The sequence below is a fragment of the Lentibacillus sp. L22 genome (genome assembly GCF_040812445.1).
In the GTDB taxonomy this organism is placed as follows: Bacteria; Bacillota; Bacilli; order Bacillales; family Amphibacillaceae; genus Lentibacillus_C; species Lentibacillus_C daqui.
This window is the reverse complement of record NZ_JBFNXI010000003.1, coordinates 42,866-65,469: the sequence shown is the minus strand read 5'-3', so window position 1 is coordinate 65,469 and position 22,604 is coordinate 42,866. Positions and strand designations below refer to the sequence as shown.

The following is a 22,604-nucleotide window of genomic DNA, read 5'->3' as shown; positions in this document are numbered from 1 at the left end:
ATATTAGGTTGATTCAGAATAATGGATCAGCCTTTTTTAATACAAGAAGTTCAAAAGTGAGTGTTATATATGAAAATATGCCAAATTGTTGGTCATAAAAATACGGGTAAAACAACAGTTATGAGCCAACTGATTCGGCACCTTACAAAATATGGATGGAAAGTTGGTGCATTAAAGCATCACGGGCACGGCGGAGATCCTGCAGTAATGCAAAATACTGATACTTATCAACACTTTGCATCGGGGGCAAGCCTTAGTGCAGTGCAAGGGGAAACAAGCACCGAGATCCTTCTGCCAAACATACCAGTAGCCGAAATGATGGAACTGTATCAGTTAGTACATATCGATATCCTGTTGGTAGAAGGTTTTAAACAAGCGGACTTTCCCAAAATTGTTTTGGTGAAAAACGCGGAAGATGTATCGCTTTTACATAGGCTTTCTACTATAATTGCTGTAGGAACCTGGAACAAAGGAATAGTGGCAGATGTTGACTATCCAGTGTTTTCGGTTCCAAAGATTGAAACACATCTCGGCATGCTTGCTGATATTATTGTAAATGAAGGGTGTTAAGATGGAAAAGTATTTTTGGATTACCGACTGCCCCATTCAGGTAAATGATTGCATCGAAAAAGTTGTTCGACCGGAAGCAGGTGCAGTTAACACTTTTATTGGCACGGTTCGGGAATTTACCAAAGGCAAGCGAACACTATATTTGGAATATCAAGCATATATCGCGATGGCCGAGAAAAAACTCAAACAAATTGGTGACGAAATCCAAGCTAGCTGGCCAGATGCAAAAACGGCGATTGCCCATCGAGTAGGCCGCTTGGAGATATCGGATATTGCCGTTGTGATTGCGGTCTCGACCCCACATCGTGCAGATGCCTTTGCAGCGAGTCGTTATGCGATTGACCGAATCAAGCAAATTGTCCCTATTTGGAAGAAGGAACATTGGGAAGATGGTACCAAATGGATTGGGGATCAATTGGAAACGACATCTTATCAAGATCAATTGCCAACAGAGGAGGAAATGTACCATGATTGATGTGTTGTTTTTTGCGGAATTACAAGAATCCTTAGGCAAAGATAGACTATCACTCGAAGCAGCGAATGTTGCTTCGGTAAAAGAATTGAAAACACGTTTGCAAAGTGAGTACCAACTGGAAGCAATAGATCGTGCCATGATTGCTGTAAATGAGGAATATGCAACAGAAGACGCTAAACTTATCGATGGTGATGTGGTTGCCTTTATTCCACCGGTTAGTGGCGGATGATGATTCCTGTATGTATCACAATAAGTCTAACATAACAGTATTGCTAATAAGAACACAAAACCGATTTTCTTAGATTAGAGTGTGTGACTTTTTGAACATCCGCTAATAGAAAATCGGTTTTTTGAAAGGGCGTTGCTCTCAAGTTCGTTTATTTCTCTGCCGCTTTTGAAATGTTTAACACACTCCGATTGATTTTGCGCCCTACACTATCAATTTTCTCCTGTATTTTATCGATTTTGCTTTTAATGGTAAATTTCTCTCCATACACCACGATACAATTAGCAAATTCATAGGGACAATCAGCTATAAATATGATATTATGATAATTAGAAAATAGCAAATATTCATGACGCCTGCTTGCAAATGCACATTCATTCGTATGGAAAAAAGGGAGGTTCTTTAGTTGCAAAAGGTGAAAAATCGTTGGCTTATTGCTGTTTGTGGCGTTGGCGTCCATATTTGTATTGGTTCCGCCTATGCTTGGAGTGTGTTTACCAATCCAATGGCAACTCAATACGGTTGGAAAACAACACAAATTTCACTGGTGTTCAGTATTGCAATTTTTATTTTGGGTTTTTCGGCTGCTTTTATGGGCAAATTTGTTGAAAAGCATGGGCCGAGGAAATCAGCCATGCTTGCTGCTTTATTTTTTGGTGTGGGTGTAGCGGGATCGGGACTTGCTACAGCGATGGAATCATTAATACTATTATATTTTTTTTACGGGATTATTGGAGGGATTGGACTGGGCATCGGTTATATTGCACCAGTTTCAACGTTGGTTAAATGGTTTCCGGATCATCGGGGATTGGCAACGGGTCTTGCGATTATGGGGTTTGGGTTTGCCTCTTTAATTAGTGGGCCGGCCGCTGCTTCCTTAATTGATTCAGTGGGCATATCCAATACATTTTTTATTCTTGGTATGGTTTATTTTTTTGTGATGACCCTGGCTTCTTTATACTTATCTCCGCCACCAGCGGATTGGGCACCACAAGGATTCCGTGAAAAAGCACAACAAACAACCAGGATGGTAAAACCGGATCTATCTCAGCTTACTGCAAATGAGGCAATTAAGACCCGCCGCTTTTGGCTGTTGTGGGTGATGTTGTTTTTGAATGTTACGTGTGGTATCGCCATTATTTCGGTTGCTTCCCCAATGGCTCAGCAAATCGCCGGGATGACCCCTGCCGCAGCTGCAACCATGGTTGGTGTTATGGGATTATTTAATGGTGGTGGCCGGATTGGCTGGGCAACATTGTCAGATTATATTGGACGTCCAAATATATATACGACTTTTTTTGCCATTGAAATAATCGCTTACTTCCTGCTGCCGATTTCTGCTAATGTTATCTTGTTTCAAATACTGGTATTTCTTATTGTCTCCTGTTATGGCGGTGGTTTCGCGTCCATTCCCGCTTACATTGGTGATATCTTTGGAACAAAACAGCTTGGCGCCATTCACGGCTATATATTAACTGCCTGGGCAATGGGTGGAGCTGTAGGACCGATTCTATTATCATTGATCTATGATACCAGTAAGAGTTATAATTTAACTATGGTTATTTTTGGTATCATTTTTGTAATTGCTTTCATTGTTTCTTTATGGATTCGGGTTGATATGAGGAGATTAAGAGAACAGCAACATGTTTCCACCGGGTCTTTTCCGAGGATTAGTAATAAATAGCGGGAATAGAAGCAAAGACTGGATTCTGAAAATATGATTTAATGCACATGTTTAAAAAATTAAGAGATTGTGTAGCGGTTGCGTTCGTCATATGGCACGTAACCGTCTTGAAACTGCCTATACGATGGACAAAAACCAGCATGTAAAGATGTGAAAATTCAACGAAAGGAGGATAAAAGTGCACAGCGATAGTACCACGTCATGGAAAATAACGAGATATCATCAACATTTACAGACCAAAGAAGATGATGAGATTGCCAGGGAAACGGCAATAACCGTGATGATTAATGGTGACCAATATGCAACGATTGTTTGTACACCGACACATGTACACGAACTGGTCATCGGCTTTTTGGCATCAGAAGGAATCATTCGTACCATGGATCAGATAGAAGGCCTTACAGTCGACGAAAAGACAGGATTTGTTTATGTTGAACTGAGCATGTCGGTTGACCTTACCGAGCGAACACAGCGCTGGATTGGTTCCTGTTGTGGGAAGAGCAGAGAGTTTTATTTGAAACAAGATGTTAAAACGGCTAAAACAATTACCAAGGCACCAACTATGTCAAGCCAACAAATTGTTGATCTCATGAGGAAATTTGATGAAGCTGCAAAAATACATGATCGAACAGGCGGTGTACACCAGGCAGCACTTGCTACCGGGACGGAAATGATTTGCGCATTCATTGATATTGGCCGTCATAATGCCCTTGACAAACTTTTCGGGTTTATCTTGGAACATCATCTATCTTTGAAGGACAAATGTATTCTCTTTAGCGGCAGAATTTCCTCTGAGGTCGTTTTAAAAGTTTCCAAGATAGGCTGTGGTGTCTTGTTAGCCAAGTCAGCTCCCACTGATTTAGCCCTGAAATTAGCAGAGGATTTACAAATCACTGCAGCTGGATTTATCCGTGAAAATAAACTAAATGTATATACGCATGATTCGCGCATATATGGAGATATGGGTCATCATGTATCAAAATAGGGAGGAGATATAATGCAAGAACATGTTATCGTAACGGTTAATGGAACGGAGTATTTGGCTGATCCGGGGCAGAATTTACTGGATTTACTTAATACTACGGAAGCGTTTATCCCGCAGATTTGTTATAACGAATCATTGGGACCGATTCAAACATGTGATACCTGCATGGTCAAGGTGAATGGCGAAATTGTTCGGGCATGCGGGACAACAATTGAAAGCGCCATGGAAGTAGACACAACAGCAGACGTTGTACATAGTGCACAAAAAGAGGCTTTGGATCGTATCCTTGAAAAACATGAACTATACTGTACTGTTTGCGATTATAATAACGGAACGTGCGAGATTCATAACACGATGGCCGATTTCGGATTAGAACATCAATCCAGACCTTTTCAAGCAAAACCATATGAGGTCGACCGTTCCTCGAAATTTTATCGTTATGATCCAGATCAATGTATCTTGTGCGGACGCTGTGTGGAAGTTTGTCAGGACGTACAGGTTAATGAAACATTACTTATCGATTGGGATCGCAAATCACCGCGCGTCATTTGGGACAATGATGTACCGATTGACCAGTCATCATGTGTCAGCTGTGGGCAGTGTGTGACGGTTTGTCCATGTAATGCCTTAATCGAAACCAACATGGAAGGTGAAGCAGGTTATATGACCGATCATAAACCAGGTCTGCTGCGCTCCATGATTGAAGTGACCAAGAAAACGGAGACAGGTTATGGCCCATTGTATGCGATTTCCGATACCGAAGCAGCGATGCGGGAGGAACGAATTGAGAAAACCAAAACCGTTTGTACGTATTGTGGTGTAGGCTGCACTTTCGATGTCTGGACAAAGGATCGCCAAGTACTCAAAGTCCAGCCGCAAAAAGAATCTCCAGCCAATCATATTTCAACCTGTATAAAAGGAAAATTTGGCTGGGATTATGTCAACTCTGAGGAGCGTCTGACTAGGCCATTGATTCGTAAAGACGATCATTTTGCTGAGGTGGAATGGGAAGAGGCGCTACAATATATTGCTAAACGCTTTCAAGACATCAAATCCAAACATGGGCCTGATGCATTAGGTTTTATCTCATCATCCAAAGCAACCAATGAGGAATCATTTCTCATGCAAAAACTGGCCAGGCAAGTGGTTGGTACAAACAATGTGGACAATTGTTCCCGATACTGTCAATCACCAGCAACAAAAGGATTATTCCGAACAGTCGGACATGGAGGGGATTCCGGGTCTATTGATGATATTGCGGCAGCCGATATGGTGATAATTATTGGCTCCAACACGGCTGAATCACACCCTGTTCTAGCCTCCAGAATTAAACGGTCACATAAATTATTTGGACAAAAGTTGTACGTGTTTGATTTACGGAAACATGAAATGGGACAGCGTGCTGATCGATTTTTCAGGCCCAAAAGCGGAACTGATCTGGTCTGGTTGTCGGCCGTTGCCAAATACATTATTGATCAAGGCCATGAAGCCCGGGAATTCATAGATAAGTGGGTGAATAACTTTGACGAATATAAACAAAGCCTGGAGAAATTCACATTAGCATATGCGGAAGAAGTCACCGGAATTTCACAGGAGGATTTAATAGACATTGCCGATCAAATTGTTCGTGCTGATAAACTAGTAATCTGTTGGGCGATGGGCGTTACGCAGCATACATTGGGAAGCGATACCAGTACGGCAATTTCCAATTTACTTTTGATCACTGGTAACTATATGCGACACGGAACCGGTGCCTATCCATTACGAGGACACAATAATGTCCAGGGTTGCAGTGATTTCGGCAGTATGCCAAACTTCTTCCCGGGGTATGAGGAAGTGGCCGATGATAACGTTCGTAAACGGTATGAAGAGAAATGGAATGTGGAGATTCCAGCCGAGCCAGGCCGGGATAACCATGAAATGATTGAAGCAATCCATGAAGGTGATCTTAAATCCTTGTATGTTTTAGGCGAGGATACTGGAGTGGTGGACGCTAACATCAATTATGTAACTGATGCTTTTAAAAAACTGGATTTCTTCGTTGTCCAGGATCTATTTTTAACAAAGACTGCAGAATATGCGGATGTTGTTTTACCGGCTGTTCCAAGCTTAGAAAAGGAAGGCACATTTACCAATACCGAACGAAGAATTCAACGACTATATCAATCGCTTGATCCAGTGGGGGATGCAAAACCGGATTGGCAAATTATTATGGCGATTGCCAAACAAATGGGATATGACTGGAACTATGCCCACCCTGCAGAAATCATGGATGAAGCAGCATCTCTTGCTCCATTATTTGCCGGTGTCACGTACGATCGTTTAGAAGGCTATAACAGTCTGCAGTGGCCAGTGGCAGCCGATGGAACGGACACACCATTACTTTTCGCGGATGGGTTCCCATTTGATGATAAAAAAGCAAGGCTATATCCACTGGAATTCAATTTTGATTATGCTACCAATGATGAATATGATCTGCATGTGAATAATGGTCGGGTGCTTGAGCATTTCCATGAAGGGAACATGACGTATAAATCTGCAGGATTGACCCATGAATTACCGGGAGCTTTTGTGGAAATTTCCCCTGAATTAGCCAAAGAACGTGGTGTAGAGGAGGGGGCATTGGTAAAATTGATTTCTCCTGAAGGGCATGTAACCGTAACAGCTACGATAACGGATCGGGTGCATGGCAAAGAAGTTTATTTACCATTGAATGATAATGGAAAATCGGCGGTCAATTACTTAACCAATAACACGGTTGATAAGGATACCAACACACCAGCATATAAAGAGGTTGCCGTAAAAATGAAGGTACTCAAGAAAAATGGAAAAAGTCCGATCCCATCCCATAATCACAGGAGGGGGAATCGTCAGTCGCAAATCAGTGTTCAGGTGGAACGAAAATGGGAACGAAATGATTATACCTTCCCGGGAAGCGTGGTGAACAAATAGTGGCTGAACCAATTACATCGATCAAACGAATGGAAATTCCCGAAGAGGTTATCAAACAACAGCAACTGGAAGAGGTCTTAACTGCGGTTAGCGAGAATAAAGACGCCATTTTGCAGGGAATTAACTTGCTTGCATCTCTTCATGATAAAGGCTTTCTACAGTTAATCACTGCGTTGATCATTCATAAAGAAGAAGCAGTGGAAAATATCATGAATGAGCTGAATAAGGAACAATACACTGAAATCCTGGGGAATTTGGGAAAACTTGCTTTCTTAATCGGTGATTTGCCAATGGATGATATTCAATACTTTACGGGAAAAATCAATCACGGTTTAAATGAGGCGCGGACATTTGAACGAACGGAACCAACGAAACCAATGGATCTATTGAAGGCATTGAAAGATCCGGAAATTAATAAAAGTATTACCATGATGCTGCAATTTTTACGTGGTATGGGGAAAGATTAAACAAAAGGCTGTCCAGAAGGTGACTGGGCGGCCTTTTTTCCCCTAAATCTGAACACATCGCAAAACGGCACGCGAAATTACTGCAAATTATACCGTGGAAAGAGCGTTATATTAAAATAACTCATCCTCGAGTTTCCCTGGATCCAACACGAATCGCCGCGTTTTATCCATGGAAACAAGGTCTTGCTTTTTTAATTGGGTTAAGGTACGGCTTACAGTTTCCCGGCTGGATCCGATCATATTAGCCAGTTGCCGATTGGTAAAGTGTGTATCGACCGTTATCTGCTGTTCGTTAAGCTTCTTTCCGTATTGCCGGGATAGTCGTAACAATAACAAGATAATCTGTTCATATGTATTATGCAGAATCTTCTCTTCTAACCTATTTTGCAAGTCAACAATTCGATCACCAAGCACTTTGAAAAGCTTTATGCAAATTTCAGGATGGGTAATGAGAAAGTTTTCAAAGGAATGGATCGGAATGTAGATCAAGATGGCATCTTCCAAAACTTCGGCATGCGCAGGATAGTTATCTTTTCTGAAAAAGCCTTGATGCGGGAACATCTCATCGGTATGCAGAACGTTGACGATTTGTTCTTTGCCATGAAAGTCGGTTTTATAAATTTTGACTTTCCCTTGATGAATAAAATAAACATTTGTCAAGGGGTCGCCCTGCATAAATATATGTGTCCCCCGTTGATACGTACGGGAGTTAGCAAGTTCTACAATCGGTTTCATTTCATCATCGGTTAAATCCCTGAATAATGGAACCTTTTGAAGAAGTTCTTTGACGGACTGGCTATTCATACCATTCTACTCCTTTACATGAACTAGAGAAACAAACATCATAACGGAGCCTTCATGTTTTTTACGTGGTGAGAATTGATTTCAATGCTTTACCGGACTTTTTTGAGCATCTTTTTTAAATCAAAAATGGAGTCGCTTGTTGGCAAAGGAGCGCCTCCGTTTTTTTATAGGTTAATGAATGCTGCACAGTTCAATGGGGCATTCTTCACAGTTAATTTCTGCCTTTAAATAGGTTAGGTCATGAATAATGATATGGCCTTTTTTCATGGAAATGATTTGTTTCCGTTTCAGCTCATTTAGCGAACGGTTGACACTTTCCCGTGAGGTTCCACAGAAATTGGCCAGTTCTTGATTGTTCAGGACAATATCAATATAAATATTTCCATTATCCTGTTTCCGACCATAACTGTTGGACAAACGAATAAGGGTGGAATAGAGAGCCCCCTTCTTGCCGTGCATGACAAGATCGCGGAATCGTGTCTGGTCCCGGCGATATGATTCACTCATCATTTTCATAAATTCGATGGCCAGACTGCCATTGTTGATCAATTCTTCCTCCAGGCGGGCTTTGTTGATAACGGCCACCTTGCCATCTTCCAGTACCTTGGCATTCAAAATATATTTTACTTCATCATAAAGGGAAAGCTCACCAACGATATCCCCTTTATTACAAATCCTTAAGGTAAGTTCGCGACCATCAGGGGAAAGTTTTCCAATTTGTACACGTCCTGATTGGATAATATATAATTCTTTCGCGTTTTCCCCTTCCGAAAATAAATAAGTATCTTTTTTGATTGGTTTCGTACGATCCGCAGAATCAAGTATATGACGTAATTCATCAGATATACTTGGCTTCAAAAATGGTTGCTGCATCTTTCAAAACCACCTTTTTTCAAGTTATTCAAAAAGCCCGGTTCATTCCTTCTTTGAACACTACTTGACAAATAACGTTCATCTTCTTTTGATCAGTATATCAGATTGTATGGTAAAAAAGAAAGGCAGTTTCATAGAAAGATAATAACGAGAATTCCTGCAATAAAACAGTAGAAGGAAAAATATTTTAAATTGCCATGCCGCATGATGTTCATAAACCATTTCAAGGCGAAATAAGAGCCGATAATTGCCGCCATGAAAGCCAGCAGATAAGGAATCATTAATGCATCAAAATGGGGGTCGGAAACAATATCTGTAACAGACATAACCGTAACACCAAGACTAACGGGAATGTATAATAAAAATGAGAATCGTAATGCAGTCTCCTGTTTCATCCCCAGCAAGATGGCCGCCACAATCGTTGCACCAGAGCGGCTGATCCCAGGGGTTAAGGCAACAGCCTGGGCTAGTCCGACAATGATGGCATCTTTTACTGTTAAATCGCCATCGTTTTTCTTTCCTCTAAGATTGCGGATTATCCAGAGTGCAATTCCGGTTATAAGTAATGTCACGCCGACAACGGTTACTGTACTAAGTTTGCTGCTTATATAGTCTTCCAATAGTAGTCCAAGCACACCAGTTGGAATAGTCGCAATGATTAAGTACAGAACAAATTGAAAACCGTTTTTGGCTGATTGATTTTTTGTAAAAAGGTATTGGAAAAATTCACGGATGAGCAGTATGATGTCGCGCCGGTAAATGACAAAAACGGCAAGCAAAGATCCGAAATTGACAATGATTTCAAATGATAACCCTTTGATTTCAATGCCAAACAATTCCCGTAAAATTACCAAATGCCCACTTGAGGATATCGGAATCGGCTCGGTAATTCCCTGAATGATTCCTAGTACGATATATTTTATTAATAACCAAAATGCTGCAACACTTTCCATCAAGAAAGCCCCCTTTTAACTTGTCCACTTTAAACCCCGTTTCGTCCGCTCTTACCGGTTCAGTCACCAACAAATAGGCAAATGCATAATCTGGTGACAGAGGAGGGTGAACATGAAACACGATCTTCATCATATATACGAGACTTGTAAACAACATATGCATGCGTATGTACTTGTTGAAATGGCAGATGGTTCAAAAGTCGACGGGATTATAACCGGATTGGATGACGAATACGTTTATTTAGCGGTACCAATAGATCAACGGGAACAGGAAATGTCTGATCCGTGGCGAATGCAGCAATATGGTTACGGCCCGGAGTTTGGGTATGGTTATGGGTATCCAGGCTACGGAAATCCAGGATATTATGGTCCACCAAGAAGGTTTAGACGGTTAATTTTACCATTGACTGCACTAGTGGCATTAAGCATTTTACCATGGTATTAAGAAAAGTGATGACGGGCGCTGGGGGCAGGCTGCTTGTTAAGAAATTCATATAGATTCAAATCTATTGTTATCTTAAAAGAAAAAACCCTTGTCAATCAGTAAACGATGACAAGGGTTAATCGAGTGAAACTTCATTACGTGAGCTATAGCACTATAATTGCTTTGCGGAGCTATTCCGCTTGTTCCTTTAAGATACCTTCACCCAACACATAAATAGCAATTGTGAAAATAATGGAAAGTACTAAGGTATGAATAACATTGAATGGTTCACCAGCCATGGCGGACAGGATATACGAAATAACACCGCCGATTGCCAGTGCCCAAATGAATGTCCAAAAAAACCGCATCTCAACACCTCATTCTTTAACATACTGTCTATGTCTATAGTTTATCAAACATGTAAAAAAAATTAAAGCATTTTCAAGATGGAAGAACCATTTTCGTGTATTTTCCAAACCGTTTGTTTTCATTTGTTAATACGCCTTGCTTAAAGTGCGTGTTCAAAAAGGAGGATAAAAAGGACCGAGAAGTTCTAGGCGGCGTAGCTTTGAGCACCGGGCTTGCGCTCAGGCGTCGGCATACCCCTTTTGCAGGGGCATGTCATTTTTACCGGACTTTTTGAACATCCTCTTAAACATATGTAGACCAGGACGATAATATAATAATTAAGGAAATGAGGAGGATGGCTATGTCTTATTTCATCACTAATTGCTTTAACTGGATCGGCTTTCATATTGTGAATGATTTGCTTGAACGTGGGTTTGAGGTGGCAGGACAAGATACATTTAGTACCGCAACAGCCGAACAGCTGGCAATGATGGTAGGAAGAAATGATTTATTTTCCCTTGTCACAGATGAAAAGACGACAAAAAAACACTATCAGACAATGATTGTAAATGGAGCATCGGAACCACCATTGCACATACATGCGGAAAAATCGTTCAAGCTCTGTCGTGGGGAAGAAGAAAATCCTGAATCAAACATGGTTACGATTAAGCTTCCATTGCTTTTCGGTGAATGGATGCCCATGAACGAGCATGGGGTATATGATCAGCAGACGTTTATTCCATTTGATTCAGAAACGTTTTATAACGAAGCGGTCCATATTGAGGATTTCCTACCAAGCTTCATGCAATGTTTACAGGCCAGCCGGTTGCCATCCCGATTGGAAATAAGATCGCAAAAACAGGAATCATTTGATGTAGTGAACGGTAAGCAAATGGTTTTTCCGCTTCATGTTGGCCAGATACACAGGCAGGTAAAATCGTTGACTAATCATTATAGACGGTTTAAATCCTTGTATCCTTATAATTAATGCTCAAAGGAAATCAAAATCTGCTGGAAATAATCGTGCCATTTTCACAGGGCTTTTTTTACCATCCGTTGCAAATGCATTTACTACTGGACGGGTAAACGCTACAATGGTAGTATGTGCCAATGTTTTAATAATGGGAGTGCAAATGTTGAAAAAGCGATATGTATGGATCCTGTTTGGGCTCATGGTATTGTTATCAGGTTGTGGGCACTTCTTCAATCATGGAAATATCCAAAAGGCCGGGATGCTTGTAGAAACGTCCGTTAATGATCAAGCATGGGAAAAAAAGAACTATAAGGGTCTGTTAGCTATCAGGGATAAATATGATGTCGACATTTATTATAGAGAAGGGGTTAAAACCGAAAAAGATGTACAACATGCCGTTGAGGAATTGGTTAATAAGGGGGTAAACCTTATTTTTGGTGAGAGCAGTTCCTATGGCAAGGCATTTGTAGATATATCCCAGCAATACCCAGAGGTGCAATTTGTTTATTTTAATGGCGATTACTATGCGGAAAATGTAGCCAGTCTAAACTTCAATACTGGTTCAATGAGTTTTTTCGGTGGAATGATTGCTGGAAAAATGACCGAAACCAATCAGGTTGGGGTTTTGGCAGAATATGAATGGCAACCGGGAGTAGAGGAATTTTTTGATGGGGTTAAATATCAAAATCCGGATGCAGAAGTACATATTAACTATGTGAAAAATCTGGATGATAAAGAAAATGCTTTAACCAATTATAAAAAAATGCGAAAAAAAGATGTTGATGTTGTATACCCCGCTAGTGAATCATTTCGTTCAGATATTATTAAACGAGCGAGCCGAGACGGGATTTACGCATTTGGAAATGTTGATGATCGATCTGTTATGGATGATCGAACGGTATTAACCAGCGTTGTTTTACATGTGGATAAATTGTATGAACTGATGGCCAAAAGATTTAATAAAGGTGAGATGACCGATCGGATTCTGACTTACGATTTCAAGGACGAAGCTATCACATTAGGCGAGTTTAGTCCTGACGTTCCTGAAGCATTTCAGGAAAAAATAAGAAAGGCAGTTGCTACCTATAAAAAGACAGGGTTGCTGCCAAATGAACAGAAATGACGGAACCCGGATAGTAATAAATTCACTTGCAACGCGGGGAAAGATACATTAAAATTAGTACCAAGTCATAATAATTGATGTTAATCACTGAAAGGCCTAAGGTGCCGGGGTAGCGATGTATGTAAAGGAAGCACACTAGTCGCTGGGCACCGAAGCTAGACAATTGATATTAGAGGAGATGTAAATATGAGTGTTGGAATCGTTGGGGTAGGGCATTATGTTCCAACAAAGGTTGTCACAAACCATGATTTGGAGAAAATTGTAGATACCAATGACGAATGGATCAGAACGAGAACGGGGATTGAAGAACGCCGCATAGCAGAGGATGATATGGATACGTCAGACATGGCCTTTTATGCGGCAGTAAATGCGTTGGAAGATGCAAATATAGACGCAGAAGAGCTTGACCTGATCCTGGTGGCAACAGTAACACCAGATACGCCTTTCCCATCTGTAGCATGCCGCTTGCAAGATCGGTTGGGAGCAACAAAAGCAGCTGCCATGGACATTAGTGCAGCATGTTCCGGGTTTATGTATGCTCTCATAACTGCAAAACAATTTATTGAAACCAATGTATATAAACATGTATTGGTCATTGGTGTTGAAAAATTGTCCAAAATCACCGATTGGTCTGATCGGAATACATGCGTACTTTTTGGCGATGGTGCTGGTGCTGCCGTGGCTGGTAATGTTTCAGAGGGAAAAGGAATATTATCATTTGAGTTAGGCGCAGATGGAGCAGGTGGCAAATATTTGTATCAGAACCCTGGAGATTATTTATTCCAAAATGGCCGGGAAGTCTTCAAATTTGCGGTCCGGCAAATGCCAAAGTCAGCTGTAAATGTCATTGAAAAAATTGGTTTGAATAAACATGATGTGGACTATCTGATTCCGCATCAAGCGAATATCCGGATTATGGAGGCTGCCCGTGAGCGATTGGATATTTCCGAAGATCGTATGGCCACGTCCATCAAACGATTTGGCAATACATCTGCAGCCTCCATACCAATGGCACTATCCGAGGCTGTGAAAAATGGCAGAATCAAGGATAATGATTTGCTGGTGCTGGTTGGTTTTGGTGGTGGCTTAACCTGGGGATCGGTAGCATTGCGCTGGGGTAAATAAGATATTTAATCTTACAGAACTTGCGTATTTAGTTTGTCTTCCCATCACTGATTTTGGCAAAGGGAATACATGAACAGTGCTTCGTAATTTCCTAAATGTACAAAATGAATTATAATGATAAAAGCATATTGGATTAGGAGGACAATCAGATGGAAGAAAGAAGAGTTGTTGTGACTGGATTGGGAGCCGTTTCTCCTTTGGGCAACGATGTCAAGACAACATGGGATAATCTTGTTGCCGGAAAATCAGGCATCGATTTCACGACGAAAGTGGACAGGGATAATTTTCCGGCAAAAGTAGCAGCAGAGGTAAAAGGTTTTGACCCATTGCTTTATATTGATAAAAAAGATGCTCGCAAAATGGATCCGTTCACACAATACGCTGTTACAGCAGCAAAAATGGCTGTAGAAGATGCCAATTTAACCATTAATGATGAAATAGCTGAACGTGTTGGAGTCTGGATCGGTTCCGGTATTGGTGGAATGAAGACATGGGAAGACCAGCACAATAAATTCCTGGAAAAAGGACCGAAACGGGTCAGCCCTTTTTTTGTGCCAATGATGATTCCCGATATGGCTGCGGGCCAAGTATCTATTCAACTGGGTGCAAAAGGGATTAATTCATGTACAACGACAGCATGTGCATCTGGAGCAAATTCGATCGGGGACGCATTCAAGGCCATTCAGCGTGGTGCGGCAGATTATATTATTGCAGGTGGAACAGAAGCCCCAATTTCTGATATGGCATTTGCCGGTTTCTGTTCCGCTAAAGCATTGTCATTGAATGATGATCCACAAACCGCAAGCAGACCATTTGATAAAAATCGCGATGGATTCGTGATGGGTGAAGGTTCTGGCATTTTATTGCTGGAAACACTGGAAACTGCACAAGCACGCGGTGCGCATATTTATGGAGAAATTGTCGGTTACGGCGCAACAGGTGATGCCTATCATATCACAGCACCAGCACCTAACGGAGAAGGAGCATCTCGGGCCATGCAACAAGCATTAGCGGATGCCCAGTTAACACCTGAACAAGTGGATTACCTTAATGCGCATGGAACAAGCACACAATTGAATGAAAAATGGGAAACAATTGCCATTAAAACTGTTTTTGGTGACTACGCTTATCAATTGCCTGTATCATCAACGAAATCGATGACTGGCCACTTATTGGGAGCTGCTGGGGGATTAGAGGCCGTGATCTCGATGAAATCTATTGAGGATAGCATCATTCCGGCAACAATCAATTATGAAACACCTGATGAAGAATGTGATTTGGATTACGTGCCAAATGAGGCGCGAAAGCAGGATGTCAATGTAGTCATGAGTAACTCGCTTGGATTCGGCGGGCATAATGTGGCTTTGATATTTAAAAAATATGCATAATAATAGAAAAAGGCTAGCCAGGATTGAGGATTCTGGTTGGCTTTTTTTTGATGCCTCCGTAAACAGGACAACCCTATCATGTATTTCCTTGTACAAGCATAGAATGAAATAAATGAAATGGACAGGCAGGGTGGGGGATAACATGTTTTATTTATTTCTTTTTTTATTGGGATTTGGCATGGCTGTATCTGGTGGCGTCACCATTATTGCCTATGCAAATTTCTTGCCAGTTGGTTTAGGGTGGGTTGATTACTTTATATTTTTGAAAGGCAGACCGGAATGTTACTTTTTGCCGATCGGTTTTATTTTGATGGCAATCGCGATTTACAACTATCCAAACACCCGTTAGATGAATGAGCAAAATGGTTCGGTAATTATTTTTTTATTTTTGTCCAAAACAGCGCTAATTTGGGCTTTTTACTTGTATTTTTATTTATACTTTGCACACATATAAATGAAAAGTCCCAGAATATTTTTCTGACATGATGGTCATAATGTATGGTAAATGTTAGTTAAAAAGTGAGGGTTGTTTTATGTTATATTTGCACGATGTGTGGGTGAATTGGTTTGAAGGAGAAGAGAATGGTTATAATGTATGTTATTTTCATGAGTGGCGGAAACAAGACGGTATCGAGTTGCTTGATCAGGTCCCGTTATTGTACATAACTGATGACTTATACCATTATATTGAAAATGATATGCATGACCTGCCAAAACCGATGCTCGATGCCATTTATAAGCGTGCATATATTCGCAAAGGACAGGAACGTACCGTGCTGGATTATGCTTGCATCGTCACGGATGGAACCGATATTATCGCGATCGATACGATAGGATATCAAATCCCGATTCGCAAAAGCAGACTCATACCGAGACAGGAACAGCTTGTCTTTGATATGGTCGAAAACACAAAAAAACAATCGTTTAAATTTGATGGAACGTTGCACCAAAAAGAATATCATATGTTATCCATGCCGCCGGAACTTGTTTATGGTTTGACCAGACGCGAGCGGCAGTTAAAACAATTATTAATGATGGCACTTGATCAGTTGCATACCGCGAATAACCCGGAAGAATTGCGCTATTGGCTAACCGAGTGGAATCCGAAAAAATATCCCTATATTCGATATATGGATGAAGAAAAGGTTTGGGAAGCATTGTATGAAGGGGTAAAATATGGATGGAGCACAGCACATGAGGATTTGTGCGGAAAAATGATTAAGGGTCAGCCGTTTTTGGAAAAAATGTGGGAACTGGAACAAAATCAGGAACCGGATAAATCGAAACAGAAATAATAGCGAAGTTCAGAGGTCGGAGTCGGATAAAAAACACTTGGCGAGGATACCAGTCAAGTGCTTTTTTAAGGTCGGGTTGAGTTTTGTCTCTTTACTCCGACTTTAGTTTCCAAACTCCAACCTCTTGCTTTTATTTACGCTTACGTCCCAGTCCCATGGCCCGTTTTGCTTTGACTAATGTTTTATTCGCGATTTCGGCAGCCTGTTCAGCGCCATGATCAAGAATATCGTCCAGTTCAGTCGTTTCAATCAAGGCATCATAACGATCCTGAATTGGTCCAAGTATTTGTACAACCGCATTGGCAACCGCTTGTTTGAATTCTCCATAGCCCTTTCCGGCAAAATCTGCTTCCAGTTTTTCTATTGATTCACCTGAACAAGCGGATAAAATCGTTAATAGGTTGGAGATACCAGGTTTATTATCTCTATCAAACTTAACAATCCCTTCTGAATCGGTTACCGCACTTTTTATTTTCTTCTCGATTTTTTTCGGCTCGTCAAGCATGGAAATAAAGGCTTTCTCATTGCTGTCTGATTTACTCATTTTTTTGGTTGGCTCCTGTAGCGACATAATCCTTGCGCCGACTTTTGGAACGCTGATCTGTGGAAGCGTGAAAATATCATTAAATTTATTATTAAACCGCTGTGCCAGATTACGAGTTAGTTCCAGATGTTGGGTTTGATCCTCGCCAACAGGTACTAAATTGGTTTGGTATAGTAAAATATCGGCGGCCATTAGCGGCGGATAAGTTAATAATGCAGCGGATACAGCTTCCTTACCTGCAGCTTTATCTTTAAATTGAGTCATACGTTCCAACTCGCCAATATAGCTAATTGACTGCATAATCCAAGCCAGTTCCGCATGGGCAGATACCTCGGATTGAATAAACAGGGTTGCCTTGTTTGGATCAATTCCTGCAGCCAGGTACAGCGCGGCAAGCGAGCGAATATTTTTCCGTAGCTTTAAGCGGTCTTGTGGTACAGTAATCGCATGTTCATCAACAATACAGAAGAAACATTGGTTGTCTTCCTGCAGGTTAACGAAATGCTGCATGGCCCCCAAATAATTCCCGATTGTTAGTGTCCCGCTTGGTTGAATTCCCGAAAATATTGTATTCATTTAGTTCACTCCATTAAAATCATTTTACCTAGGTTATTCTTCATTTTAGACATAAAAAAGGTTCATTAATCCCTTGCTAAAAGGGACGAATGAACCGCGGTGCCACCCTTATTATCCTGCAATTACAGGATCACTTCATCAAATTCAGCTCAAAAGTCCAATTCCCATTTACCTTGATGCCTGTTTTCACCAACCACAAGCTCTCTAAAATCAACGGATAAGTGGTACTACGCCTTTTTCATCGCTAATGATATTGTTTTTATCATTATAGAGGTTTTTATCCTGAAATGCAAGGATGAAATCAAGCAAGCGATTTTTTCTGTGATCATTACGTTTGTCATGCATGTAGTTAGTGATGTAGACTAGACACACTAGCCAGTGAATTAAAACGTACTTTGAAACTGTAGTGCACGTGACTTGATAGTTCATCATTTGGTAATTAAGTGGGGGAATCCCATGCCACTTTTTTATAATGGAGGGAATTTAAAATGAAAGAAATTACCACAAAAGAACTTGCAGAAAAATTAAAGTCTGGTGAGGATCTTGACATTATCGATGTTCGAGAAGATGAAGAGGTTGCACAAGGCAAAATACCTGGTGCGCGTCATATCTCGCTTGGAGAGGTTCCTGATCGTCTGGACGAAATTGATAAAAATGAACATCATTACCTTGTTTGCCGATCCGGTAGACGAAGTGGCAGAGCATACGAGTTTTTAGAAAGCAAAGGCTACGATGTTACCAATATGAAAGGCGGCATGCTGGATTGGGAAGATGAAGTAGAAAAATAACGTTATTGGAGGACAGCCCCGTTACACTAATGTGTTAACGTAACGGGAGTCTGTCCTCCATTTTTAATGTATAAATGTGATGTTTTGATAAAAGTTATAGGTGAGCGTGTATAGAAGGTTCCTAAAACTATTGTAAAAACCTTTGATAGGAGAATGATCATTGGAAAAAGCACAATTCAAGCACATCACATTTGCCGGAATTCTCATGGTTGGATTGGGGATTCCATATATATCCAGCGGTGAAGAGATACAAACAGCCCGTACTTATGCTGCTAATACGACAAGCATTCAACCGGCTGACATCGACATTCCTTTTGCACGATTTACCCATGATTCCGGTTTAAATTTTGCTTATCCGGACGCGGTTAGAGGAATTTATGTTACCGGCCCATCTGTAGGAGGAAGCAAATTTGATTCACTTGTTGATTTGGTCGATTCAACCGATTTGAATACAATGGTTATCGATATCAAAGAAGACCATGGAAATATTACTTTCACACCGGAGAAAGGCTCTCCGTATGAAGAAGCTGCACGGGATTATATTGATGACCCAAAGAAACTGCTGAAATTTCTTGAAAAAAAGCAAATATATCCGATCGCCAGGATTGTCGTGTTTAAAGATTCTGTTTTGGCCAACTCTCAGCCGGAATTAACTTTTAAGGAAAATGGTAAAGTGTGGACAAATGGGAAAGGAGAGTCGTTTGTCAACCCATTTAAAAAAGAGGTCTGGGAATATAATGTGGAACTCGCCAAACAAGCAGCAGCATTTGGGTTTCAGGAAATCCAGTTTGATTATGTGCGTTTTCCGGAAGGGTTTGAGCACTATGATAAGGAATTGGAATACAGTCAAGGGGACTACAAAAACCTGGATATGACGAATACAAAGCGCCGTGTCAAAGCCGTTACTGATTTCGTTAAATATGCTAAAGAGCAATTGGCAGATTACAATGTGAAAGTTGGCGTGGATATTTTTGGATATTCCGCAACCATTCCGGAAGCACCGGGTATTGGTCAGAATTTCTCGAAAATAGCTGAGAACGTGGATGTCATTTCATCGATGATTTATCCGAGCCACTGGTCCACTTATTTTGGCATTGATTTCCCGGATAAACATCCATACCAATTGGTAAATTCCTATGCAAAGGTGGAGAATGAAGTATTGGGCAAGCTGGATAATCCGCCAATCACAAGACCATGGATTCAGGATTTCGAAGCGCCATGGCTGTATGACAAAGAGCCGACACATTATGGGAAAGCGGAAGTGGAAGCACAAATTAAAGCATTACAGGAAAATGGTATCGATGAATTCCTGGTTTGGAATGCCGCCAATTCCTACACGCAAAACGTGGACTATACCCCGTGACAGTAATTTTATGACTACTTGTTTTAGAAAGTCTGTAAAGGGTATAATAAACAGGTATAAAGGCAAAGGAGTAGATCAATGAATTGGTATGAAAAGCTAAACAAATATTTTCCGGTTGAAGAAATGAAATCCAAGGAACATATGGAAATATTATTGCAGGAAAAGGGTGACGTCTATCATAAAGATGAAGGTCGCTACCATGTATTAATGTATGCGGAATTTGATACGTTTCTTTTTATTGATTACCTTTGGGTGTCGGCCGAATCAAGAGGACAGGGGATTGGCCACAAACAGATTGAAAAATTGAAACGAAAGAATAAGCCGATTATTTTAGAGGTAGAGCCTGTTGATTATGAGGACACAGACACGGAGAAACGGTTGCATTTTTATCGACGGGAAGGGTTTACCCATGCACAATCAATTGGTTACAATCGTCGATCCCTGGCAACGAATGAGACAACTCCAATGGAAATCCTGTATTGGTCTCCTGAGGATGCTTCAGAAGATATGATTTATAAACAAATGAAAAAGATGTATGAAGATATTCACACGTATAAAGATAAAGAAATGTATGGAGCAGCTTATCAACCGGTCGATGAAGTATTGGTTTACGATGAAGCGCGTGATTCAGACAATCTATTTGCTAAATTGGATAAGACGGATTAGAGAATAAGCCTCCCTCTTACAAAATTTTTTTCAAATAGGAGGTTTAATTGACAACTTCTCGGGGTATCTTATACATGAATATAACGAATTGGTGAACATGCGAATTTTAGCATATTTTTCTAAGAAACCCCTACCTTTTGCTTGACAATTGTAGTATACTGTACATATAAGGTTATTTAAACTTATTTTAATCTGATAAGTTACTTAACGTTTAGAAGATGACTATACATTTTTAAAGAAATGAGGAGTGAAGTTTCATGGTAACACTTTATACCTCACCAAGTTGTACATCTTGCAGAAAAGCAAAAGCATGGCTGGAAAAACATGACATCCCGTTTACTGAACGGAATATCTTTTCCGAGCCATTATCATTGGATGAGATCAAAGAAATATTGCGTATGACTGAGGATGGAACGGATGAGATTATATCGACACGTTCAAAAGTTTTTCAGAAATTGGATGTCAATATTGATCAATTGCCTATGAAAGATTTGTTTAATTTAATTCAGTTAAACCCCGGACTATTACGGAGACCAATCATTTTGGATGATAAACGTCTGCAGGTTGGTTATAACGAAGATGAGATTCGTCGTTTTTTACCCCGGACAGTCCGTACTTTTCAATTGCGTGAAGCACAGCGTATGGTAAACTGATTGTTCAAATAACACAAAAGCGCAGATCTGGGAATGCTGATCTGCGCTTTTGTTTTCTTAACAATTCAATGATAACCAATATTAGCTGTAATTTTCTCAGCTTTTACAAAAATATCCTGATGACAAATGAAAGTAAATCAGTTATTATAATAAATTAATTATTATTCTAGGCATTTAAATTTTCAAAAGTCACGATTGTATCATACAATAAAATTATAGATAATAAATCATAAATGGTTCATGTCCAGTTGAATTGTACAGGGACATAAAAGGTGAGGCTGTCTCTTCCACCCCCCAAAAACGAATCGCGTGGAAAATAGATAAATGATGCGAGGGAAGTAACGGGAAAACGAACCAGTGAACCAATGTTTATTCTGGATGTTTTTTCTCATAGAAGGGAGAGAAAGGAATGGAAATAGAACGTATTAACGAAAATACGGTTAAATTTTATATTTCGTATTTGGATATTGAAGATCGCGGGTTTGAGCGGGAAGAAATTTGGTATAACCGCGAGCGTAGTGAACAGTTGTTTTGGCAAATGATGGATGAAGTGAATTATCAAGAGGATTTTAATGTTGATGGACCGTTATGGATTCAGGTTCAGGCACTGGAAAAAGGGTTGGAAATCATCGTAACAAAAGCACAAATTTCGAAAAATGGCGAGAGTATCGAACTTCCAGCAGAAGATGGAAAAACAATTGATTTAGCTGCTGATGAGAAGATCGAAAATTTTCTGGATGATAAGTTCGGAAAAAGCGATAAGAAAACAGAAAAGCAGGAGCTGACTGAAGATGGTAACCTATCTTTAACGGTTTGTTTCAAGGATTTTGAAGATGTTATTCAGTTGAGTCATTATTTCCAGGGTTCGGGTATGGGGGTAGAGGAGAATAGCCTATATCACTATCATGATGCTTACTATTTATATATGGAATTCAACCAGGATATACTGGATGACGATGAACAAGAGGATTTGATCAGTCAGGTTCTTGAATTTGGAAATGATTCAGAGGTAACCATTCATTTTCTAGAAGAGTACGGGAAAAAAGTTTTTGAAAATGATACATTTAATCAGGTGAAAGCATACTTCCCTGTACGATAATCACTAATTAAGCAAAACCTGTAAAGAAATACTTTGCAGGTTTATTTTATTTTTATACCAAAATCTATAGTTAAAATTAATGAATAAAAATGGTGATGATAAACTCGCTAGCGGAGGAAAACACGGAGACTCCTGTGGGAATGCGCAGTGTGAAGACCCCGCAGAAAAAGCGATCTTCTTTTTCGAGGAGGCTGAGGACAAGCCCACGGAAAGCGTAGTGTTTTTCCGTAGCGGTCGCCTAAATCAAAAT

24 protein-coding genes and 1 other annotated feature are annotated in these 22,604 nt (G+C 40.4%); of the genes, 19 read left to right on the top strand and 5 right to left on the bottom strand.

What is annotated here, in order from left to right:
* Nucleotides 1-69: 69 nt before the first annotated feature.
* The 7 genes from mobB to ABRT01_RS02100 all read left to right on the top strand — a co-directional run bounded on the left by mobB (nt 70) and on the right by ABRT01_RS02100 (nt 7,359).
* Nucleotides 70-570, top strand: a complete 501-nt coding sequence (gene mobB / locus ABRT01_RS02130) for a molybdopterin-guanine dinucleotide biosynthesis protein B (protein WP_367746198.1) — start codon at nt 70-72, stop codon at nt 568-570.
* Nucleotide 571: 1 nt separating this feature from the next.
* Nucleotides 572-1,045, top strand: coding sequence for a molybdenum cofactor biosynthesis protein MoaE (locus ABRT01_RS02125; RefSeq protein ID WP_367746197.1), 474 nt, complete (start codon nt 572-574; stop codon nt 1,043-1,045).
* Nucleotides 1,038-1,274 (top strand): molybdopterin converting factor subunit 1, encoded by a 237-nt coding sequence (gene moaD, locus ABRT01_RS02120; RefSeq protein WP_367746196.1) that lies wholly within the window; start codon nt 1,038-1,040, stop codon nt 1,272-1,274. Before ABRT01_RS02125 ends, moaD begins: the two co-directional genes overlap by 8 nt.
* A gap of 403 nt (nt 1,275-1,677) precedes the next feature.
* The gene (locus ABRT01_RS02115) at nt 1,678-2,955 is read left to right on the top strand and encodes an L-lactate MFS transporter (RefSeq protein ID WP_269409671.1); all 1,278 of its coding nucleotides are present in this window, start codon (nt 1,678-1,680) and stop codon (nt 2,953-2,955) included.
* A gap of 178 nt (nt 2,956-3,133) precedes the next feature.
* Nucleotides 3,134-3,940 (top strand): formate dehydrogenase accessory sulfurtransferase FdhD, encoded by an 807-nt coding sequence (gene fdhD, locus ABRT01_RS02110; RefSeq protein WP_269409670.1) that lies wholly within the window; start codon nt 3,134-3,136, stop codon nt 3,938-3,940.
* Between the two features lie 12 nt (nt 3,941-3,952).
* On the top strand, nt 3,953-6,892 hold the full coding sequence (gene fdhF, locus ABRT01_RS02105) for a formate dehydrogenase subunit alpha (protein WP_269409669.1): 2,940 nt from the start codon (nt 3,953-3,955) through the stop codon (nt 6,890-6,892).
* Complete coding sequence (locus tag ABRT01_RS02100; protein WP_269409668.1) at nt 6,892-7,359, top strand: helical membrane plugin domain-containing protein; 468 nt, start codon at nt 6,892-6,894, stop codon at nt 7,357-7,359. The genes fdhF and ABRT01_RS02100 overlap by 1 nt, the downstream gene beginning before the upstream one ends.
* Nucleotides 7,360-7,470: 111 nt before the next feature.
* On the opposite strand, the gene ABRT01_RS02095 is transcribed toward ABRT01_RS02100, so the two are convergent.
* The 3 genes from ABRT01_RS02095 to ABRT01_RS02085 form a co-directional block, all read right to left on the bottom strand.
* Nucleotides 7,471-8,163 carry a Crp/Fnr family transcriptional regulator gene (locus ABRT01_RS02095; protein ID WP_269409667.1) on the bottom strand — a complete coding sequence of 231 codons (693 nt, stop codon included), beginning with the start codon at nt 8,161-8,163 and terminating at the stop codon, nt 7,471-7,473.
* 171 nt (nt 8,164-8,334) lie between these two features.
* Nucleotides 8,335-9,036 (bottom strand): Crp/Fnr family transcriptional regulator, encoded by a 702-nt coding sequence (locus ABRT01_RS02090; protein WP_269409666.1) that lies wholly within the window; start codon nt 9,034-9,036, stop codon nt 8,335-8,337.
* Nucleotides 9,037-9,167: 131 nt separating this feature from the next.
* Complete coding sequence (locus tag ABRT01_RS02085) at nt 9,168-9,989, bottom strand: undecaprenyl-diphosphate phosphatase (RefSeq protein ID WP_269409665.1); 822 nt, start codon at nt 9,987-9,989, stop codon at nt 9,168-9,170.
* A 112-nt stretch (nt 9,990-10,101) separates the two neighbouring features.
* Between ABRT01_RS02085 and ABRT01_RS02080 the strand changes: the two genes are divergently transcribed.
* Nucleotides 10,102-10,434: a hypothetical protein gene (locus ABRT01_RS02080; protein WP_269409664.1), complete on the top strand. Its 333-nt coding sequence runs from the start codon at nt 10,102-10,104 to the stop codon at nt 10,432-10,434.
* Between the two features lie 170 nt (nt 10,435-10,604).
* On the opposite strand, the gene ABRT01_RS02075 is transcribed toward ABRT01_RS02080, so the two are convergent.
* Nucleotides 10,605-10,781, bottom strand: coding sequence for a YjzD family protein (locus ABRT01_RS02075; RefSeq protein WP_269409663.1), 177 nt, complete (start codon nt 10,779-10,781; stop codon nt 10,605-10,607).
* Nucleotides 10,782-11,122: 341 nt separating this feature from the next.
* On the opposite strand from ABRT01_RS02075, the gene ABRT01_RS02070 reads away from it, so the two are divergent.
* From ABRT01_RS02070 to ABRT01_RS02045, 6 genes are all read left to right on the top strand, one after another.
* Complete coding sequence (locus ABRT01_RS02070) at nt 11,123-11,749, top strand: hypothetical protein (protein WP_269409662.1); 627 nt, start codon at nt 11,123-11,125, stop codon at nt 11,747-11,749.
* Nucleotides 11,750-11,897: 148 nt separating this feature from the next.
* Nucleotides 11,898-12,857 carry a BMP family ABC transporter substrate-binding protein gene (locus tag ABRT01_RS02065; RefSeq protein ID WP_367746194.1) on the top strand — a complete coding sequence of 320 codons (960 nt, stop codon included), beginning with the start codon at nt 11,898-11,900 and terminating at the stop codon, nt 12,855-12,857.
* Nucleotides 12,858-13,043: 186 nt separating this feature from the next.
* Nucleotides 13,044-13,982, top strand: a complete 939-nt coding sequence (locus ABRT01_RS02060) for a beta-ketoacyl-ACP synthase III (RefSeq protein WP_269409660.1) — start codon at nt 13,044-13,046, stop codon at nt 13,980-13,982.
* A 149-nt stretch (nt 13,983-14,131) separates the two neighbouring features.
* On the top strand, nt 14,132-15,370 hold the full coding sequence (fabF, locus tag ABRT01_RS02055) for a beta-ketoacyl-ACP synthase II (protein WP_269409659.1): 1,239 nt from the start codon (nt 14,132-14,134) through the stop codon (nt 15,368-15,370).
* A 142-nt stretch (nt 15,371-15,512) separates the two neighbouring features.
* On the top strand, nt 15,513-15,719 hold the full coding sequence (locus tag ABRT01_RS02050; RefSeq protein WP_269409658.1) for a YuzI family membrane protein: 207 nt from the start codon (nt 15,513-15,515) through the stop codon (nt 15,717-15,719).
* 184 nt (nt 15,720-15,903) lie between these two features.
* Nucleotides 15,904-16,665 (top strand): YjbA family protein, encoded by a 762-nt coding sequence (locus ABRT01_RS02045; protein WP_269409657.1) that lies wholly within the window; start codon nt 15,904-15,906, stop codon nt 16,663-16,665.
* Nucleotides 16,666-16,795: 130 nt separating this feature from the next.
* On the opposite strand, the gene trpS is transcribed toward ABRT01_RS02045, so the two are convergent.
* On the bottom strand, nt 16,796-17,785 hold the full coding sequence (gene trpS, locus ABRT01_RS02040) for a tryptophan--tRNA ligase (protein ID WP_269409656.1): 990 nt from the start codon (nt 17,783-17,785) through the stop codon (nt 16,796-16,798).
* 78 nt (nt 17,786-17,863) lie between these two features.
* Nucleotides 17,864-18,036, bottom strand: a binding site (T-box leader).
* A 237-nt stretch (nt 18,037-18,273) separates the two neighbouring features.
* On the opposite strand from trpS, the gene ABRT01_RS02035 reads away from it, so the two are divergent.
* The 5 genes from ABRT01_RS02035 (at nt 18,274) to mecA (ending at nt 22,354) form a co-directional block, all read left to right on the top strand.
* Nucleotides 18,274-18,573 (top strand): rhodanese-like domain-containing protein, encoded by a 300-nt coding sequence (locus ABRT01_RS02035; RefSeq protein ID WP_269409654.1) that lies wholly within the window; start codon nt 18,274-18,276, stop codon nt 18,571-18,573.
* Nucleotides 18,574-18,778: 205 nt separating this feature from the next.
* Nucleotides 18,779-19,936, top strand: a complete 1,158-nt coding sequence (locus tag ABRT01_RS02030) for a putative glycoside hydrolase (protein WP_439649460.1) — start codon at nt 18,779-18,781, stop codon at nt 19,934-19,936.
* A 78-nt stretch (nt 19,937-20,014) separates the two neighbouring features.
* Nucleotides 20,015-20,602, top strand: coding sequence for a GNAT family N-acetyltransferase (locus ABRT01_RS02025; protein ID WP_269409652.1), 588 nt, complete (start codon nt 20,015-20,017; stop codon nt 20,600-20,602).
* Between the two features lie 257 nt (nt 20,603-20,859).
* Nucleotides 20,860-21,255 (top strand): transcriptional regulator SpxA, encoded by a 396-nt coding sequence (gene spxA, locus ABRT01_RS02020; RefSeq protein ID WP_269409651.1) that lies wholly within the window; start codon nt 20,860-20,862, stop codon nt 21,253-21,255.
* Nucleotides 21,256-21,664: 409 nt separating this feature from the next.
* The gene (gene mecA / locus ABRT01_RS02015; RefSeq protein ID WP_269409650.1) at nt 21,665-22,354 is read left to right on the top strand and encodes an adaptor protein MecA; all 690 of its coding nucleotides are present in this window, start codon (nt 21,665-21,667) and stop codon (nt 22,352-22,354) included.
* Nucleotides 22,355-22,604 lie beyond the last annotated feature (250 nt).

Bases quoted from the DNA above. Each gene is read 5' to 3' on its own strand.
- mobB (WP_367746198.1), top strand. From the start codon at position 70: ATGAAAATATGCCAAATTGTTGGTCATAAAAATACGGGTAAAACAACA.
- ABRT01_RS02125 (WP_367746197.1), top strand. From the start codon at position 572: ATGGAAAAGTATTTTTGGATTACCGACTGCCCCATTCAGGTAAATGAT.
- moaD (WP_367746196.1), top strand. From the start codon at position 1,038: ATGATTGATGTGTTGTTTTTTGCGGAATTACAAGAATCCTTAGGCAAA.
- fdhF (WP_269409669.1), top strand. From the start codon at position 3,953: ATGCAAGAACATGTTATCGTAACGGTTAATGGAACGGAGTATTTGGCT.
- ABRT01_RS02095 (WP_269409667.1), bottom strand. From the start codon at position 8,163: ATGAATAGCCAGTCCGTCAAAGAACTTCTTCAAAAGGTTCCATTATTC.
- ABRT01_RS02090 (WP_269409666.1), bottom strand. From the start codon at position 9,036: ATGCAGCAACCATTTTTGAAGCCAAGTATATCTGATGAATTACGTCAT.
- ABRT01_RS02085 (WP_269409665.1), bottom strand. From the start codon at position 9,989: ATGGAAAGTGTTGCAGCATTTTGGTTATTAATAAAATATATCGTACTA.
- ABRT01_RS02080 (WP_269409664.1), top strand. From the start codon at position 10,102: ATGAAACACGATCTTCATCATATATACGAGACTTGTAAACAACATATG.
- ABRT01_RS02075 (WP_269409663.1), bottom strand. From the start codon at position 10,781: ATGCGGTTTTTTTGGACATTCATTTGGGCACTGGCAATCGGCGGTGTT.
- ABRT01_RS02070 (WP_269409662.1), top strand. From the start codon at position 11,123: ATGTCTTATTTCATCACTAATTGCTTTAACTGGATCGGCTTTCATATT.
- ABRT01_RS02060 (WP_269409660.1), top strand. From the start codon at position 13,044: ATGAGTGTTGGAATCGTTGGGGTAGGGCATTATGTTCCAACAAAGGTT.
- fabF (WP_269409659.1), top strand. From the start codon at position 14,132: ATGGAAGAAAGAAGAGTTGTTGTGACTGGATTGGGAGCCGTTTCTCCT.
- ABRT01_RS02050 (WP_269409658.1), top strand. From the start codon at position 15,513: ATGTTTTATTTATTTCTTTTTTTATTGGGATTTGGCATGGCTGTATCT.
- ABRT01_RS02045 (WP_269409657.1), top strand. From the start codon at position 15,904: ATGTTATATTTGCACGATGTGTGGGTGAATTGGTTTGAAGGAGAAGAG.
- trpS (WP_269409656.1), bottom strand. From the start codon at position 17,785: ATGAATACAATATTTTCGGGAATTCAACCAAGCGGGACACTAACAATC.
- ABRT01_RS02035 (WP_269409654.1), top strand. From the start codon at position 18,274: ATGAAAGAAATTACCACAAAAGAACTTGCAGAAAAATTAAAGTCTGGT.
- ABRT01_RS02030 (WP_439649460.1), top strand. From the start codon at position 18,779: ATGGTTGGATTGGGGATTCCATATATATCCAGCGGTGAAGAGATACAA.
- ABRT01_RS02025 (WP_269409652.1), top strand. From the start codon at position 20,015: ATGAATTGGTATGAAAAGCTAAACAAATATTTTCCGGTTGAAGAAATG.
- spxA (WP_269409651.1), top strand. From the start codon at position 20,860: ATGGTAACACTTTATACCTCACCAAGTTGTACATCTTGCAGAAAAGCA.
- mecA (WP_269409650.1), top strand. From the start codon at position 21,665: ATGGAAATAGAACGTATTAACGAAAATACGGTTAAATTTTATATTTCG.